The 16,833-nt window shown below is 68.5% G+C and carries 15 protein-coding genes; 8 read left to right on the top strand and 7 right to left on the bottom strand.

Annotated elements, in window-relative coordinates; genetic code table 11:
- Positions 1-24 precede the first annotated feature (24 nt).
- From O3139_RS08080 to O3139_RS08060, 5 genes are all read right to left on the bottom strand, one after another.
- Entirely contained in the window at positions 25-1,542 is a 1,518-nt protein-coding gene (locus O3139_RS08080) for an aldehyde dehydrogenase family protein (RefSeq protein WP_269513423.1), read from the bottom strand.
- 133 nt (positions 1,543-1,675) lie between these two features.
- Positions 1,676-2,644: a helix-turn-helix domain-containing protein gene (locus O3139_RS08075; RefSeq protein ID WP_269513422.1), complete on the bottom strand. Its 969-nt coding sequence runs from the start codon at positions 2,642-2,644 to the stop codon at positions 1,676-1,678.
- A gap of 47 nt (positions 2,645-2,691) precedes the next feature.
- The gene (gatA, locus tag O3139_RS08070) at positions 2,692-4,170 is read right to left on the bottom strand and encodes an Asp-tRNA(Asn)/Glu-tRNA(Gln) amidotransferase subunit GatA (RefSeq protein ID WP_269513421.1); all 1,479 of its coding nucleotides are present in this window, start codon (positions 4,168-4,170) and stop codon (positions 2,692-2,694) included.
- Positions 4,171-4,458, bottom strand: a complete 288-nt coding sequence (gene gatC, locus O3139_RS08065) for an Asp-tRNA(Asn)/Glu-tRNA(Gln) amidotransferase subunit GatC (RefSeq protein WP_269513420.1) — start codon at positions 4,456-4,458, stop codon at positions 4,171-4,173.
- Positions 4,459-4,545: 87 nt separating this feature from the next.
- Positions 4,546-5,067: a hypothetical protein gene (locus O3139_RS08060; RefSeq protein ID WP_269513418.1), complete on the bottom strand. Its 522-nt coding sequence runs from the start codon at positions 5,065-5,067 to the stop codon at positions 4,546-4,548.
- 73 nt (positions 5,068-5,140) lie between these two features.
- On the opposite strand from O3139_RS08060, the gene ruvX reads away from it, so the two are divergent.
- Genes ruvX through pyrC form a run of 4 tightly spaced genes read left to right on the top strand, consistent with a single transcriptional unit; the run spans position 5,141 to position 8,809 of the window.
- Complete coding sequence (gene ruvX, locus O3139_RS08055; RefSeq protein ID WP_269516441.1) at positions 5,141-5,608, top strand: Holliday junction resolvase RuvX; 468 nt, start codon at positions 5,141-5,143, stop codon at positions 5,606-5,608.
- Positions 5,608-6,531, top strand: a complete 924-nt coding sequence (locus O3139_RS08050; protein ID WP_269513417.1) for an AEC family transporter — start codon at positions 5,608-5,610, stop codon at positions 6,529-6,531. The genes ruvX and O3139_RS08050 overlap by 1 nt, the downstream gene beginning before the upstream one ends.
- Positions 6,532-6,554: 23 nt before the next feature.
- The gene (locus O3139_RS08045; RefSeq protein WP_269513416.1) at positions 6,555-7,535 is read left to right on the top strand and encodes an aspartate carbamoyltransferase catalytic subunit; all 981 of its coding nucleotides are present in this window, start codon (positions 6,555-6,557) and stop codon (positions 7,533-7,535) included.
- Positions 7,532-8,809 carry a dihydroorotase gene (pyrC, locus tag O3139_RS08040; protein ID WP_269513415.1) on the top strand — a complete coding sequence of 426 codons (1,278 nt, stop codon included), beginning with the start codon at positions 7,532-7,534 and terminating at the stop codon, positions 8,807-8,809. The genes O3139_RS08045 and pyrC overlap by 4 nt, the downstream gene beginning before the upstream one ends.
- Here pyrC and O3139_RS08035 read toward each other — a convergent pair whose 3' ends face one another.
- Positions 8,810-9,730 carry a glycerophosphodiester phosphodiesterase family protein gene (locus O3139_RS08035; protein ID WP_269513414.1) on the bottom strand — a complete coding sequence of 307 codons (921 nt, stop codon included), beginning with the start codon at positions 9,728-9,730 and terminating at the stop codon, positions 8,810-8,812.
- Between the two features lie 132 nt (positions 9,731-9,862).
- Here O3139_RS08035 and plsY point away from each other — a divergent pair, with 132 nt between their 5' ends.
- From plsY to O3139_RS08015, 4 genes are all read left to right on the top strand, one after another.
- A complete protein-coding gene (gene plsY, locus O3139_RS08030; protein WP_269513413.1) occupies positions 9,863-10,504 on the top strand; it encodes a glycerol-3-phosphate 1-O-acyltransferase PlsY in 642 nt (213 codons plus the stop codon).
- Positions 10,501-11,583, top strand: coding sequence for a DNA-processing protein DprA (gene dprA / locus O3139_RS08025; protein WP_269513411.1), 1,083 nt, complete (start codon positions 10,501-10,503; stop codon positions 11,581-11,583). The genes plsY and dprA overlap by 4 nt, the downstream gene beginning before the upstream one ends.
- Positions 11,584-11,717: 134 nt before the next feature.
- Positions 11,718-14,351 (top strand): type I DNA topoisomerase, encoded by a 2,634-nt coding sequence (gene topA / locus O3139_RS08020; RefSeq protein ID WP_269513410.1) that lies wholly within the window; start codon positions 11,718-11,720, stop codon positions 14,349-14,351.
- 79 nt (positions 14,352-14,430) lie between these two features.
- Positions 14,431-15,507 (top strand): PA0069 family radical SAM protein, encoded by a 1,077-nt coding sequence (locus O3139_RS08015; RefSeq protein WP_269513409.1) that lies wholly within the window; start codon positions 14,431-14,433, stop codon positions 15,505-15,507.
- Between the two features lie 52 nt (positions 15,508-15,559).
- On the opposite strand, the gene O3139_RS08010 is transcribed toward O3139_RS08015, so the two are convergent.
- Complete coding sequence (locus O3139_RS08010; RefSeq protein ID WP_269513408.1) at positions 15,560-16,804, bottom strand: class I SAM-dependent RNA methyltransferase; 1,245 nt, start codon at positions 16,802-16,804, stop codon at positions 15,560-15,562.
- Positions 16,805-16,833: the final 29 nt, after the last annotated feature.

Below are 16,833 nucleotides of genomic sequence, written 5' to 3'. Positions count from 1 at the left end.
CGTGCGTCTCCCCCTCGCCGGCCGTCAGAAGAAGCCCAGCTTGTCGGGGCTGTAGCTGACCAGCATGTTCTTGGTCTGCTGATAGTGGTCCAGCATCATCCGGTGGTTCTCGCGGCCGATACCCGATTTCTTGTAGCCGCCGAATGCGGCGTGGGCCGGGTAGTGGTGATAGCAGTTGGTCCAGACGCGGCCCGCCTCGATCCCGCGGCCGGCGCGATAGGCGGTGTTCATGTCTCGGGTCCAGACGCCCGCACCCAGGCCGTACTGGGTGTCGTTGGCGATCTCGATGGCTTCTTCGAAGGTCCGGAAGGTGGTCACCGACAGAACCGGGCCGAAAATCTCCTCCTGGAAGACCCGCATGTCATTGGTGCCCTTGAAGATGGTCGGCTTGACGTAATATCCGCCGGCCAGGTCGCCCGACAGTTCCGGCTGGTCGCCACCGGTTAGCACCTCGGCGCCTTCCGCGCGGCCGATATCCAGATAGCCGAGAATCTTCCTCAGCTGGGCATCGGATGCCTGGGCACCGACCATGGTCGCGGGGTCCAGGGGATCACCTGCCACGATGGCCTCGACCCGCCTGATCGCCTTCTCCATGAAGGCCTCATAGATGTCCTCATGGATGAGCGCGCGACTGGGGCAGGTGCAGACCTCGCCCTGGTTCAGGGCAAACATAGCGAACCCTTCCAGAGCCTTGTCCAGGAAGGCGTCATCGTGGTCCATCACATCCTTGAAGAAGATGTTCGGTGACTTGCCGCCCAGCTCAAGGGTCACGGGGATGATGTTCTGGGTTGCATATTCCATGATCTTCTGGCCCACGGCCGTGGAGCCGGTGAAGGCGATCTTGGCGATGCGCGGATTGGTGGCCAGCGGCTCGCCGACCTCCTTGCCGGTGCCCGACACGATGTTCAGGACGCCGGGCGGGATCAGGTCCTGGATCAGTTCGATGACGTACAGGATCGATGCCGGCGTCTGTTCGGCAGGCTTCATCACGATGCAGTTGCCGGCGGCCAGGGCCGGGGCCAGCTTCCACGCCGCCATGAGGATCGGGAAATTCCACGGAATGATCTGACCGACGACACCCAGGGGCTCATGGAAATGATAGGCCACCGTGTCGTTGTCGAGCTGCGAGATACCGCCCTCCTGGGCGCGGATACAGCCGGCGAAATAGCGGAAATGGTCGATGGCCAGGGGGATGTCGGCCGCAAGGGTCTCGCGCACCGGCTTGCCGTTCTCCCAGGTCTCGGCCTCGGCGATAGCCTGAAGATTGGCCTCCATCCGGTCGGCGATGCGGTTCAGCATGATCGAGCGCTCGGTGACGGATGTCCGGCCCCAGGCAGCCTTGGCGGCGTGAGCGGCATCCAGTGCCAGTTCGACATCCGTGGCGTCCGAACGCGCGACCTCGCACAACACCCGGCCATTGACTGGCGAGGTGTTCTCGAAATACCGGCCAGCCGCGGGCGCGACCCAGGCTCCGCCGATGAAGTTTTCGTAGCGGGGTTTGAACCTGGGCGTCACGGCGCGAATGAATTCGGGCTTGGTCATGATGGGCTCCTTTTCGTTTCCGGCGGCGCTGATTATCGGCGTCCTTGGCAAGGACCTTCCGCCCGGATCACGGGCGCGGCCAGACGCCGATCGCATGGTGCGGCGCAAACCTGTCGCAGGACTGCGACAGTCTTCAGTGGGCGTGATCCAGCCCCAGCCGGTTCAGCTTGCGGTGCAGGGTCGCCCGGCTGACGCCCAGGGCCCGCGCCGCCGCCGAGACATTGCCGCCGTTCAGCGCCAGTGCCCTGAGCACCGCACCGCGTTCCGCCTCGATCAGATCGGTCTCGACCGAGCCAATCGACAGGACTTCGGACGCTGCCAGGTTCCCTGCGATCCGTTCGTCGGTGATCGACAGGGCCAGCCGCGCCGCGCGGGTCGCACCGACCACAAGGTCGTGCCGATCGACGGCCAGCAGCGCCACCGTGTTCCGCTCCGCCTCGCCTGCCAGCACGATCCGGGCGTCGGAAAAGGCCTGGCGAAAGGCCTGCGACTCGATCGCCCGCGCCGCATCCGCGACGGCCGCCGCCACCAGCCGCATCACACCCTCGGTCGCGTCATCGCGCGCCGTCGAGACGTCCAGCAGGCCCGCCAGCCGCCCCAGATGGTCATGGATCGGATGGCTGGTGCAGCTCAGACCCGTGTTGCGCGTGTGGAAATGCTGGTCCCGGTGAATGGTGACCGGCCGGTGCTCGGCCAGTGCCGTGCCGATCCCGTTCGTGCCCTCTACGGCCTCCGACCAGACCGCGCCGGGCCACAGGCCCCACCGTTGAAACGTCTCGTCGTCGGCCGCCGCACCGCGCCGCTCGACCGGCACGCCTTCGGCATTGGTCAGCAGCACGCAGCACCCCGTGTCGCCGACCGCCAGGAACAGCCGGTCCAGCACGCCCTGGGCGGCGCGGGTCATCGGCTCCATCGCCTGACGCGCCTCGGTCAACTGCTGTTCGGTCAGGGTGACGACTGACCCACCGTCCTCGGGAGCCAGTCCATACACGGTCGCCGAGCGCCGCCATGACGCGGCTACCGCCGACAGGGCGGGCCCGGTGCCGTCGTCCAGCACCCGCTTGATCCGTGTCCCGTGCTCGTCGCTGAACCGCTCGGCCATCGAGGGATCAGACGCCTCGATGACGGAGGCGTCAATGCGGTGTCAGATCACCACCACTTGTCCGCGCGACCCACGCCGCCGGCCGCCTGCTCCAGCGCGGCCCCGACCCGGAACACCGTCGCCTCGTCCAGCGCCTTGCCGATCACCTGAAGGCCCAGCGGCAAGCCGTTGGAATCCAGACCGGCCGGCACGGAAATCCCCGGCAGACCTGCCAGGTTGGCCGTCACGGTGAACACGTCATTCAGATACATGGTCACCGGGTCGATCTGTTTGTCGCCGATGGCGAAGGCGGCCGACGGGGTGGATGGTGTCAGGATGGCGTCCACCTGGCCCCAGACCTTGTCGAAGTCCTCGGCGATCCGGCGTCGCACCTTCAGCGCCCGGACATAGTAGGCGTCGTAGAATCCGGCCGACAGCACATAGGCCCCGATCACCAGCCGCCGCTTGACCTCGGCTCCGAACCCTTCGGCCCGGCTGGTCTCGTACAGGTCGGTCAGCGACGTCGCCTTCCCGGCCCTGTGCCCGAACCGCATCCCGTCATAGCGCGCCAGGTTCGACGACGCCTCGGCGGGAGCCACGATATAATAGGTCGGCAGGGCGTATTTCGTGTGCGGCAGGCTGATGTCCACGATCTCGCAGCCCGCGTCCTTCAGCCAGGCCACGCCCTGATCCCACAACGCCTGGATTTCGGCCGGCATGCCGTCGACGACATATTCGCGCGGCACCCCGATGCGCAGGCCCCTGACCGACTGGCCAGCCGCCTGGGTCCAGTCCGGCGTCGACACATCAAGGCTGGTGGAATCCTTCACGTCGAAAGAGCACATGGACCGCAGCATCAGGGCCGCGTCCTCGACCGTCTTCGTGATCGGTCCGGCCTGGTCGAGCGACGAGGCGAAGGCGACCATGCCGAACCGGCTGGCACGGCCATAGGTCGGCTTTATCCCGACCGTGCCGGTGAAAGCAGCCGGCTGGCGGATCGATCCGCCGGTGTCCGACGCCGTCGCGGCCAGACACAGGTCCGCCGCCACCGCCGACGCCGATCCACCCGAACTGCCGCCCGGCGTCAGATCCGCATTCGAGGCCTTTGATTTCCATGGATTCACCACGGGACCGAATGCACTGGTCTCGTTGGAAGAGCCCATGGCGAACTCGTCCATGTTCAGCTTGCCCAGCATCACCGCACCGTCGCGCCACAGGTTGGCGGTGACGGTCGATTCATAGGGCGGCACGAAGCCGCGCAGCATGTGGGACCCGGCCGTCGTCTGCACGCCTTCGGTGCAGAACAGGTCCTTGATCCCCAGCGGTGCGCCTTCCAGCGCGCCGGCGTTGCCCGAGGCGATCCGCGCGTCGGAGGCTTTGGCCATGGCCATCGCCTTGTCGGCCGTCACCTGGACATAGGCGTTCAGGGTCGGGTTGGCGGCCTCGATGTTCGAGACGAAAGCGCGCGTGATCTCCTCGGACGAAAAGGCCTTGGCCTTCAGCCCGTCGACCGCGGCCTTCAGGGTGAGCTTGGTCAGGTCCGACATCTATTCGACCACCTTGGGCACGACGTAGAAGCCGTCGGCAGACTTCGGCGCATTCGACAGCACCGCCTCGACCCGCGCACCGTCGGTGATGACGTCGTCACGCAGCCTCAGCGGCTGGGCGACGTTCGATGTCATGGGCTCAACGCCCGCCACATCGACCTCGTTCAGCTGGTCGATCCACGCCATGATCGCATTCAGTTCGCCGGCCAGGGGCTCCAGCCGGTCGTCGGGGGTCTTGATGCGGGCGAGGTGGGCGACCTTCCTCACCGTCGCGGCGTCGATGGCCATGCGGCCCTCCAGTCGAGAGGTTTAGCGGGCGGGATTAGCCGCCCGCCCCCCGACGCACAAGGACCGCCCCGCACAAGTTGCCGCCCGTCAGGACGCGGGCGTCACCGTGATCGCCGTCGGGGTCTCGCCCTCGGCCGGTACGGTCCAGGACACGATCACCTTGCGGTGGCGGCTGCCGATCTCGGAAGTCGCCTCGTTCAGGGTGCTCTCGTGCAGGTCAAGGTCGACCCGCCCTGCCGAGGACGACAGGACGGTGTAATCCAGAAAATCGCCCAGCTTGAACACGGCCCATCCATCTGCGGGACTGCCGAAGAAGGCGATGTAGCTGTACAGGCCGTTCATCGCCGGATCACCGCCGGCGGTGCCGAACATCTTGGCCCCGTCCTCGGCCACCCAGTCGACCCGCACGACGCTGGCGGCGGACATCAGGCCTTCGTCCCCGGCCTCCGCTGACAGGGTCGTGGGCGCGCCCGCTGCGGTCAGCGGAGTGGCCTGCGGGGCGGCGGCCACTTCGGTCGTCGTGGTGACCCTGACCTCTGGCTGTGCATTGCAGGCCGTGGCGGCCATCACGCTCGCGAGAGCAGCGGCCAGAACCAGGTGACGCGACATGGATAGCCCTCCGTTGTGGTTAAGGTCACCCTCGCCTTTGACAGCAGGAATGGCAACGCCTACCGCCCCGGCTGTGCCCGTCCTGAACCTCACAGACCTCGCCGCCGCCTGCCCGCCCGACACCGCCTGGATGGGGCTGGATCTGGGCGAGACGACCATCGGCGTGGCCACGTCCGATACCTCGCGCATGATCGCCAGCCCGCTGGAGCTGATCCGCAAGTCCAGATTCACGGCCGAGGCCCAGGCCCTGTTCAAGCTGATGGACCACAGGAAGGTCTCGGCCCTCATCATCGGCCTGCCGGTCAACATGGACGGCACCGAGGGGCCCCGCGCACAGTCCTGCCGCGCCTTCGCCCGCAATCTGGAGCGGTTCCGGCCCGTCAATGTGGCCTTCTGGGACGAGCGCCTGTCCACCTCGGCCGTCGAGCGGTTCCTGATCGGGGAACTGGACCTGTCCCGCAAACGCCGCGCGGGCGTCGTCGACCGCACCGCCGCTGCCTGGATCCTCCAGGGCGCGCTGGACCGGGTCAGGAACGGCTGATGCTGGCCCTGTTCGCGGGGGTCGTCCCGGTCTTCATCCTGATCGCCATCGGATACGGCCTGCGAAAATCCGATTTCCTGCCCGACGCCACCTGGCGACCGATCGAGAAGCTGTCGATCAACCTGCTCTACCCCGGCTTCCTGATCCCGGCGATCTGGGACGCAGACCTGTCGGGCAGCAGCGCGGGCGCGGCGGGCGGATCGGCTGTCACGGCTGTCCTCATCGTCGGCGCACTAACCCTGCTGGCCAGGCCGCTGCTGAAGATCGACGGTCCGGCCTTCACCAGCGTGTTTCAGGGCACCATTCGCTGGAACAGCTTCGTGTTCCTGCCTGTCATCCAGTCCGCCTACGGCGCCGAAGGCCTCGCCCTGGCCGCCGTCATGATTGCCTGCATCATCCCGGTGACCAACATCGCCTGCGTCGCCGTCCTCGCCCGCTGGGGCACAGACCAGCGTGGTGTGTCGCCCCTGGCCTTGATGAAGGCCATGTTGGCCAATCCGATCCTGGTCGCCTGCCTGACGGGACTGGCACTGAACTTTCTCCACGTCCCGCCCATCCCGGGCTTTTCCGACACCCTGAAGCTGCTGGGTGGCGCCGCCCTGCCACTGGGCCTGATCGTCGCGGGCGCGGGCCTGAGCTTCGCCGAGGTGGCGCGACGCAAATGGACCGTCGTGGGCGTCACCGCGGTGAAGCTGCTGGTCATGCCCCCGCTGATGTGGGGCCTGTGTGTGCTCTACGGCGGCGACGAACTGGCCCAGGCGACCGCCCTGTTGTGCGGCGCGGCACCTGGCGCGGCGGCCGCCTATCTGCTGGCGCGCCAGATGGGCGGCGATGCGCCCCTGATGGCCGGGATCGTCGCCCTGACCACGGTCTGCAGCGCGCTTGGCATTCCCCTGGCGCTCGCCCTGTTCCATCTGGCGTGAGACCCGTCTATAGCCGGGCTTTGATGACCCATACCGCTGTCGCCGCCGACCTGATCGCCGACCGGCTGGTCCCGTTTCCGAAACCCCATTTCCTGGCCGCGGGCGACCTCAATCCGCCGTTCACGCTTGCCCTGCTCGATCTTGCCGACGTCTTCGTCGATCTGAACCGCGAATCGACCAAGGGGCGGGACCTGCTGCGCGGCCGCACGGTTCTGAACCTGTTCTTCGAGAATTCGACCCGGACGAGTTCCTCGTTCGAGATCGCGGCCAAGCGGCTGGGGGCGGACGTCGTTACCATGCCGGTCCAGGCCTCCTCGGTGAAGAAGGGCGAGACCCTCATCGACACCGCCGTCACCCTGAACGCCATGCGCCCCGACATTCTGGTCGTGCGCCATTCGGCCTCCGGTGCCGCCGCCCTGTTGTCGCAAAAGGTCGGCTGCGCGGTCGTCAACGCCGGTGACGGCCGACACGAGCATCCCACCCAGGCCCTGCTGGACCTGCTCAGCCTGCGCCGCGCGTTCGGCGATGTCGGTGGCCTGACAGTGGCCATCTGCGGCGACATCGCTCACAGCCGGGTCGCGCGCTCCAACGTCGCCCTGCTGTCGATGATGGGGGCCCGCGTCCGTCTGATCGGCCCGCCGACGCTCGTCCCCGGCGACGCCGACCGCTGGGGCTGCGAGGTCTTCCACGACATGCGCGAGGGCCTGAAGGGCTGCGATGTCGTGATGATGCTGCGCCTGCAGCTTGAGCGGATGGACGGGGCGCTGGTGCCCTCGACCCGCGAATATTTCCGCTTCTGGGGTCTGGACCGCGAAAAACTCGCCTGGGCCAATCCGGGCGCGAAGGTCATGCATCCCGGGCCGATGAACCGGGGCGTCGAGATCGATTCCGACGTCGCCGACGACCTCACCGTCTCCCTGATCCAGGACCAGGTCGAAATGGGCGTCGCCGCCCGAATGGCCGTCCTCGCCTCCCTTTCGGCCCGGCTGGAGGGTGCGGCATGACCCGCCTCGCGATCGTCAACGCCCGCCTGCTGGATCCCGCCTCCGACTATGACGGTCCCGGCGCGGTCCTGATCGAGGACGGCGTCATCACCGGTGTCGAGCGCGGCCCCGCCACGCTCACCGCCGGTCGCGTCGTCGACGCCAGGGGCCTGTGCCTGTCGCCCGGCCTGATCGACATCCGCGTCCGGACCGGCGAGCCGGGGGCCGAGCCCAAGGAGACGCTGAAGTCTGCCAGCCTGTCGGCGACCGCCGGGGGCGTGACCACCATCGTCATCCAGCCGGACACCGACCCCGCCGTCGACGATCCGGCCATGGTAGACTTCATCCAGCGTCGGGGCGCGGCCCTGAATCTGGTCAACGTCCGGGTCGCCGGGGCCGCCACCAAGGCCCGCGACGGAAAGCGGATGGCCGAGATCGGCCTGATGCACGAGGCAGGCGCACTCTATTTCACCGACGGCGACCACGTCATCGCCGACAGCCGCGTGCTGTCGCGGATCATGGGCTATGCCTCGGCCTTCAACGCCCTGATCGCCTGCCGCCCCGCCGACCCCTGGCTGTCGGAGGGTGCCGTGGCCACCTCGGGCGAACTGGCCACACGACTCGGTCTGTCCGGCGCGCCCGCCATTGCCGAACGAATCCAGCTGGAACGCGATCTCGCCCTTGTCGAACAGACCGGGGCCCGCTTCCTGGTCGACCAGATCTCGACCGAGGCGGCGCTCGAGGTCCTGGCCCGCGCCCGGGGGCGGGGACTGGAGGTCGCGGCCAGCGTTTCGATCAACCACCTGTGTTTCAACGAGATCGACATCGGCGACTACCGGACCTTCTTCCGGCTGGACCCGCCGCTGCGTCCCGAGAGCGACCGCCGCGCCCTGATCGAGGCCGTCCGCGACGGTCTGATCGAGGCGATCACCTCGGCCCACACCCCCGCCCCCGCCGAGGACAAGCGCCGCCCCTTCGCGGAGGCTGCGCCGGGTGCCGTCGGTCTGGAGACCCTGCTGCCCGCCGCCCTCGGCCTGCATCACGAGGAAGGTCTCGACCTGCTCGACGTGCTGCGCCCCCTGACCCACGGCCCCGCGACCCTGCTGGGCCTCGACGCCGGCACGATCACGCCCGGAGCCCCTGCGGACCTGATCCTGTTCGATCCCGGTGCGCCGGTCGTCGTGGACTCGGCAGCGCTGCGATCCAAGTCGAAGAACTCCCCCTTCGACGGCCGCCGCCTTCAGGGCCGCGTCGAGATGACGGTCGTCGGCGGGCGGACGGTCTATTCGGCCTGACTACCGCGGACAGCGCCCCGCCGCCGCCAGTTCCGCACCCAGCACGCCCTTCACCGCCAGAGGCTCATCCGTCGCGATCACGGTCACGCCGTGTTCGAACAGTGTCCGATACTCCGACACATCCCCATCTGCCGCATAGGCGTCGTCCAGCCGCCGCCCCGGTGCTCCCAGGGTTCCGAACTGCGCCTCCACGCCCCGCTCGCCGACCGCCCGCCACAAGGCAGGCCTGGGCTCGCCGGCCCCTGTCCAGGCCAGGATCTGCGCCGCTTTCAGACCGTCGAGCCCGGAGACATCGTCCATCCCGGCCGAGATCATCATCTCGGGGGCCAGGGCCGCCACAGCCCGCGCGCTTTCGGCCGTATAGGTGATCAGGATCACCCGCGCCTGCGCCCCCGAGCGCCGCACCTGATCCACGACCTGACGCGCCAGGATGAGGGTCGCCGCCTCGCTGGACGGCTTCAGGTCGATCGAGGCGATGGCGCCGACCCGCCCGGCCGCCGCCAGCGCCTCCTCCAGCGTCGGCGGGGCGGCATCGGTCAGCGTGCCGTCCGGTGCCCTCAGCCGCGCGGCCTTCACCTGGGCCAGGGTATTGTCCGCGACCCGCCCGCGCCCCGTCGTCGTCCGGTCCAGACTGTCGTCGTGCATCATCACCAGCATCCCGTCCCGGGTCAGGGCCGCGTCCATCTCCAGGATCGCACCCGGAATGGCACGCCCGGTCGCTTCGATGGCCTGGATGGAGTTCTCCGGCTGGTCCTCGCCCGACTGGGCCCGGTGCGCCGAGATTGCGATACCGCCACGCTCGCGCACGCAGTCGAAATAGGCCGCGAGTCGTGGGGCTGAGGCGGGTGCAACCGGCGGCGCGCCCGCACACCCGGCGACAGTCGAAGCCATCAGGACGGTCGCAAGCGAAAGACGGATCATGGCAACACCGGAAGCAGCGAAGGATTTCGGCCCTCATACGCCCCGATCGGATCGCCGATAACCCCTTCCACCCTTGCTCCGGACCCGCCGCCGACGCATTGTCGCCACGCACGTCTGGCGGGAGTGAATCGGTTGCAGGATCTGGTCGGCCCAGCGCTCTTCACGCTCGGCCTCGTCGCCGTGGGCGGCTATCTGCTGGGCTCCATCCCCTTCGGCGTCCTCATCACCCGCGCGGCCGGGACCGGTGATGTGCGCAACATCGGGTCGGGCAACATCGGCGCGACCAACGTCCTGCGCACCGGTCGCAAGGACCTGGCCCTGGCCACCCTGCTGCTGGATGCCGGAAAGGGCGCCGTCGCCCTGCTTCTGGCCCGCCATGTCCTGCAATCAGACGCCGCCGGAGCCATCGCAGGCGGCGCGGCCTTCCTGGGTCACCTGTTCCCCGTCTGGCTGGGTTTCAAGGGTGGCAAGGGCGTCGCCACCTTCTTCGGCCTGATGATCGCCGCCTGCTGGCCCCTGGGGCTGATGGCGGGGGCGACCTGGCTGATCGTGGCCTTCCTGCTGCGCTATTCATCGCTCGCCGCGCTCGTGGCAGCCGCCGCCGCGCCGCTCTATGCCCTGCTGCCTCTCCCCGACCTCGGCCTGCCCGCGACACAGCCGATCTTCGTCCTGGCCATCGCAACCGCTGTCCTGATCTACATCCGCCACCACGAGAACATCGGCCGCCTGCTGAAGGGCGCGGAGCCGCGGATCGGGGCCGCGAAGAAGGCGTGAGCCTGCCCGAGGCCGAGCGTTTCGCCCGCCTGCGCCTCGCCCGCGCCGACCGGGTCGGCCCCGTCTCTTTCCGCCAACTGCTGGACCGCTTCGGCACCGCCGTGCGCGCGCTGGACGCCCTGCCCGACCTCGTCCGAAAGGGCGGCGGTCACGGCTATACCCTGCCCGATTCGACCCGCATCGAGGCCGAACTCGCCGCCGGTGACCAGGCCGGAGCCAGACTGCTGGTCCTCGGCGATCCTGACTTCCCTGCCATGCTGGCCGCGATCGACCCACCGCCGCCGCTGCTCTGGACCCGCGGAGAGGAGGCCCTGCTCTCGAAGGAGGCCGTCGCCATAGTCGGGGCCCGGATCGCCTCCGCCGGTGGCCAGCGCATCGCGCGCGGCCTCGGGCAGCAGCTGGGCGAGGCGGGCTTCGTCGTCGTCTCCGGCCTCGCCCGCGGCATCGACGCCGCCGCCCATTCAGGGTCCCTGCCGACCGGCACGGTCGCGGTTCTCGGCGGTGGCGTCGATGACGTCTATCCGGCCGAGAACGCCAGCCTCTATGGCCAGATCGTCGAACAGGGCTGCATCGTGTCCGAAAGCCCGATGGGGGCCCGCGCCCAGGCCCGCGACTTTCCCCGCCGCAACCGCATCATCTCCGGCCTGTCGCGCGGTGTGATCGTGGTGGAGGCAGAGCTGCGCTCCGGCTCGCTGATCACCGCACGGTTGGCGGCAGAACAGGGCCGCGACGTCTTCGCCGTCCCCGGCTCGCCGCTGGATCCGCGCTCGAAAGGCCCGAACGAACTGCTGCGCCAGGGGGCCATCCTGTGCGAGGGCATCGACGACGTCCGCCGCGCCTTCGAGACCCTGCGGACACTGGGCGAGCCCCCGGCCGACAACCCGTTCCCCGACGACGCCGACGACCTCGATCCCGCCTTCCTTGATCGCGTCGCCGCCCTGCTCTCGCCCACGCCGACGCCGCGTGACGAGATCGCCCGCGCCCTGGGTGCCCCCATCGGCAGCGTCGCCGCCGCCTTGCTGGAGCTCAGCCTTGCAGGCCGTGCCACCCTTCTGCCCGGCGGGTCCGCCTCGACCTAATCCCGAATATGCCCCGAATTCGACCGCGAGGCATGACCCACGGTGACGGCAATATCGCAGTGCGGAACAGCACTGATTGACACGGGGGCCGCACCCAACCACGTTCTGCCCCCCTCCTCCCAGACTGAGCCGCAATGAATCTCGTCATCGTCGAGAGCCCCGCCAAGGCCAAGACCATCAACAAATACCTCGGCCCGGGCTTCGAGGTGCTCGCCTCCTACGGCCACATCCGTGACCTTCCGTCGAAGGACGGCTCGGTCAAGCCGGACGAGGATTTCGCCATGGAGTGGGAGGTCGACGCCCGCGCCTCGACCCGCATGTCCGAGATTGCCGCCGCCGCAAAGCGCGCCGATCGCGTCATCCTGGCCACCGACCCCGACCGCGAGGGCGAGGCCATCAGCTGGCACGTGCTGGAGGTCCTGAACAAGAAGAAGGCACTGAAGGACACGGCCGTCGAGCGGGTCACCTTCAACGCCATCACAAAGTCGGCCGTGCTGGAGGCCATGGCCAATCCGCGCCAGATCGACATGGAACTGGTCGAGGCCTACCTCGCCCGCCGCGCCCTCGACTATCTGGTCGGCTTCACCCTGTCGCCCGTGCTGTGGCGGAAGCTGCCGGGTGCCCGGTCGGCGGGTCGGGTGCAGTCCGTGGCGCTCCGCATCGTGGTCGACCGCGAGCTGGAGATCGAGCGCTTCCGACCCCAGGAATACTGGTCGATCGAAGCCGATCTGGCCGCCGACAGCCCGCCCTTCACCACCCGTCTGGTCAAGCACGCCGGCAAGCGGATCCAGCGCCTCGACATCAAGGACGAGGCGACCGCCCAGGCGGCGAAGGCCGCCATTCAGTCCGGCGACTTCACCATCCGGTCGATCGAGAAGAAGCCCGTCCGCCGCTTCCCCTCGCCGCCCTTCACCACCTCCACCCTGCAGCAGGAAGCGTCGCGAAAGCTCGGCTTCGACGCCCAGCGCACGATGCGGGCGGCCCAGAAACTGTATGAGGGAGTCGACGAGACCGGGGGTCTGATCACCTATATGCGGACCGACGGCGTCCAGACGACGCCCGAGGGCATCGCCCAGGCCCGCGACGTGATCGGCGAGACCTTCGGGCCCGCCTTCGTCCCGGCCGAAGCCCGCTATTACAAGACGAAAGCCAAGAATGCCCAGGAAGCGCATGAGGCGATCCGGCCGACCAACATCGCCCGCCGGCCCGACTCGCTGCGCCTCGAATCCGACCTCCAGCGCCTGTATGAGCTGATCTGGAAGCGGATGGTGGCCTCCCAGATGGAGGCCGCGCGCCTCGATCGCACCACGGTCGACGTCGAGACATCGGACGGCCTGACCGGCCTGCGCGCCACGGGTCAGGTCGTCACCTTCGACGGCTTCCTCGCGGTCTATGAGGAAGGCCGCGACGAGAAACAGAAGGGCACGGAGTCCGAAGAGGACGACGACACCGCTCGCCTGCCCGCGCTCAAGGAAGGTGCCAGGGCCAGGGTCGAGGCGATCCGCACCGACCAGCACTTCACCGAGCCGCCGCCCCGCTACTCCGAGGCCACCCTGGTCAAGAAGCTGGAAGAGCTCGGCATCGGCCGTCCCTCGACCTATGCCTCCATCCTGACCACGCTGCGCGACCGTGGCTACGTCCGCATGGACAAGAACCGGTTCATCCCCGAGGACAATGGCCGCCTGGTCACCGCCTTCCTGGAACAGTTCTTCGGCCGCTGGGTGGAATACGACTTCACCGCCGCCCTGGAAAATCAGCTGGACGAGGTCTCCGCCGGCGACATGGACTGGAAGACGCTGCTGCGCGAATTCTGGTCCAGGCTGAAGCCCGCAACTGCCGCCGTTCTGGAACGCCAGGGCGTCATCGACGAGCTCGACACCGCGATCGGCCCCTTCCTGTTCCCGGACAAGGGCGACGGCTCCGACGCACGCCTGTGCCCGCTGTGCAAGACCGGTCATCTGCATCTGAAGGCCAGCTTCAAGATGAAGTCGTCCTTCATCGGCTGCTCCAACTATCCCGAATGCCGCTACACGCGCGGCTTCGGCGCGGGCCAGACTGCGGGCGACGAGGCCGGCGGCGACCGCGATCTGGGCATCGACGAAGCGACCGGCCTGCCCGTATCGCTGAAGATCGGCCGCTTTGGCCCCTATGTCGAAACCGCCAATCCCGGCGAGGATAAGCCCAGACGCTCCTCACTGCCCAAGGGCTGGTCGCCTGCGACCCTGACGCTCGAACAGGCCGTGCGCCTGCTGGCCCTGCCCCGCGCCGTCGGCGATCACCCCGAGGACGGCAAGCCGATCACCGCCGGTCTGGGCCGCTACGGACCCTTCATCCTCCATGCCGGAACCTACGCCAATGTCGCGGATATCGATGAGGTTTTCGACATCGGACTGAACCGCGCCGTGGTCCTTCTGGCCGAGAAGCGGGCCGGCGGGTTCAAGGGTCGTGGTGCCGCCGTGGCCCCGCTGAAGGATCTGGGGGCCCACCCGGAAACGGATGAGCCGGTCCACGTCATGTCCGGCCGGTTCGGACCCTATGTGAAGTCGGGCAAGATCAACGCCACCCTGCCCAAGGGCACCGCGCCCGAGGACATGACGATGGAGATCGCCGTGCCCCTCCTGGCCGCCCGCGCCCTGGTCGCGCCGAAAGGCAAGAAGGCACCGGCGAAGAAGGCTGCGCCGAAAGCCGCTGCGGCGAAGAAACCGGCTGCGACGAAAAAACCTGCGGCCAAAAAGGCACCGGCGAAGAAGACGACCACGAAGGCCTGATCCCTCTCCCGGCGGGAGAGGGAATATCTGCGCCATCTTTGTTCTTGTTTTGTTCTGCCTTCATGCCTATCCTCATCTCATGTCCCCCCGCCCCCTCCCGACGAAAGGACGCGGTGCCCGCACCAACGCCAGCGGGCGCTATGAGGCCACGACGACCGAGGCCTTCGACGACGGCTGGACGCCGGAGGATGAGGTCCCGACCCTGATCCGCACGACCCTCACACCCGAGCACGCGCGGACCATCATCGCGAAAAACACAAGTCCGGATGTCGGTTTCGACCGCTCGATCAACCCCTACAAAGGCTGCGAACATGGCTGCATCTACTGCTACGCCCGTCCATCCCATGCCTGGATGGGCCTATCCCCGGGCCTGGATTTCGAGAGCCGGATCTTCTTCAAGCCCGAGGCCGCGGGTCTTCTGGAACGCGAGCTCCTTGCGCCGCGATACGTCTGCAGGCGCATCCACATAGGCGGCAACACCGACCCGTATCAGCCGGTGGAACGAGAGCTGAAGTCGACCCGGTCGATCCTTCAGGTCTGCCGGCGATTCAGTCAGCCCTTCTCCATCATCACCAAATCGAACCTGATCACCCGCGATGTGGACATCCTTGGGCCGATGGGCCGCGACCGTCTGGCCAGCGCCTTCGTGTCGATCACGACCCTGGACCGGGGCCTCGCCCGTGCCATGGAACCCCGCGCCTCGACGCCCGCCAGGCGGCTCGAGGCCATAAGCCGCCTGGCCGAGGCGGGCGTGCCGGTCGGGGTCGGCTTCGCGCCGGTCATTCCCGGCCTGAACGATCATGAACTGGAGGCCGTGCTGGAAGCCGCCGCCAAGGCCGGGGCGACCACGGCCATGTATGTCACCCTGCGCCTGCCGCTCGAGATCAAGGACCTGTTCCGCGAATGGCTGGCCAACGCCCGCCCCGAGCGTGCCGCCCGGGTCATGTCCCTGATCCGCCAGACGCGCGGCGGCAGGGATTACGACGCCGACTGGTCCCAGCGGATGAAAGGGACCGGCCCCGTCGCCGAGCTGATCGCCGCCCGGTTCAAGGCCGCCGTCAAGCGCTACGGCCTCGACGGCCCGCGCCACGACCTGGACGTCACGAAATTCCGGGTGCCCGCCGACGCGAGACCGCAGATGGAGCTGTTCGCATGACCCGAACAGGTCGGACGGGTCGGACGGGTGGGACGGTGTTTTTCGTTCGTCCCTATCGCCGGAACACGCCGACCAGCTCGACATGGCTGGACCACAGGAACTGGTCCACCGGCGTCACCGTCTCCAGCCGGAATCCGGCGTCGATCAGGGTCCGCGCATCCCGGGCGAAGGTCTGGGGGTTGCACGACACGCCCACCACGACCGCCGCCTTCGTGCCCGCGATCTGGGCCGTCTGCTCGATCGCCCCCGCGCGCGGAGGATCGAACACGATGGCCTCGCAGCCCTTCAGGTCGAACGGCGTCAGCGGTCGCCGGAACAGGTCCCGTGCCTGCGCCTCTATGGGCTTCATGCCCTTCGCCGAGCCGATACCGGCCTTCAGCGCCGCTATGCCGCCCGCCGAGGCGTCCGCCGCGATCACACGCGCGACCGTCGCCAGCGGAAAGGTGAAGGTTCCCGCACCACAGAACAGGTCGGCCACCATCCTGGCCCCCTTGACCGCCGCCACGGCCCGCGACGTCATCGCCACCTCCGCCTCCGGCACGGCCTGCAGGAAGCCACCGGCCGGCAGGGGCACGGTCGCCGGCCCGAAGACCACTCTCGGCTGGCGCGCCATGACCAGGGTCTCACCCGCCAGGCTCAACCGTGCCAGATCGCCCTCACCCGCCGCCCGGATGGCCTGCATCTGCCGGTCGGCCGACAGTCCGCCGGATCGCCGCTCGACCCCCGTCACGTCAACGTCCAGCCCGTCCAGCGTCCAGGTCACATGCAGGGTCGGGGCCGACTTCGGATGCTCCAGAAAGGCCGCCGCCACCCGGGCCAGCACCGGAAACGCGGCCACCAGCCGGGGATCGGCCACCGGACAGGCCGTCACCTCCACCAGCCGCCAGGACTTGCGCGCCTTGAACCCCAGGACGACCCGCCCATCCTCCAGCCGACGGGCATGCAGGGCCAGCCGCCGCCTTGTGCCCGCCGGCACCGCCACCGTCGCCTCGACCCCGGTCTCGATCCGCTCGCGCGACAGGGCCGCGATCACCTGATCCCGCTTCCAGTCCAGATAGGGCCCGCTGGCCCAGTGCTGCAGGGAACATCCGCCGCAATCGCCATAGTGCGACGAGACCGGCGGGATCCGGTCCGGACTGGCCTCGACCACCGTCGCCCCGTCCATCCGCCCGTCCCGGACCTCGCCCCGCACCCTCTCGCCCGGCAGGGTCAGGGGCACGAACACCGGACCGCCCGGCGTTTCGGCCACGCCGTCCCCCTGCCCGGCCACACGGGCGATCCTCAAGGTCGTGCTCATCGTCGGGCTTCTAGACGGCCTGACGCGCA

This window comes from Brevundimonas subvibrioides (assembly GCF_027271155.1).
GTDB classification, from domain to species: Bacteria; Pseudomonadota; Alphaproteobacteria; order Caulobacterales; family Caulobacteraceae; genus Brevundimonas; species Brevundimonas subvibrioides_D.
Note: the sequence above shows the minus strand (reverse complement) of the source record. Positions and strands in the feature narration are given on the sequence as shown.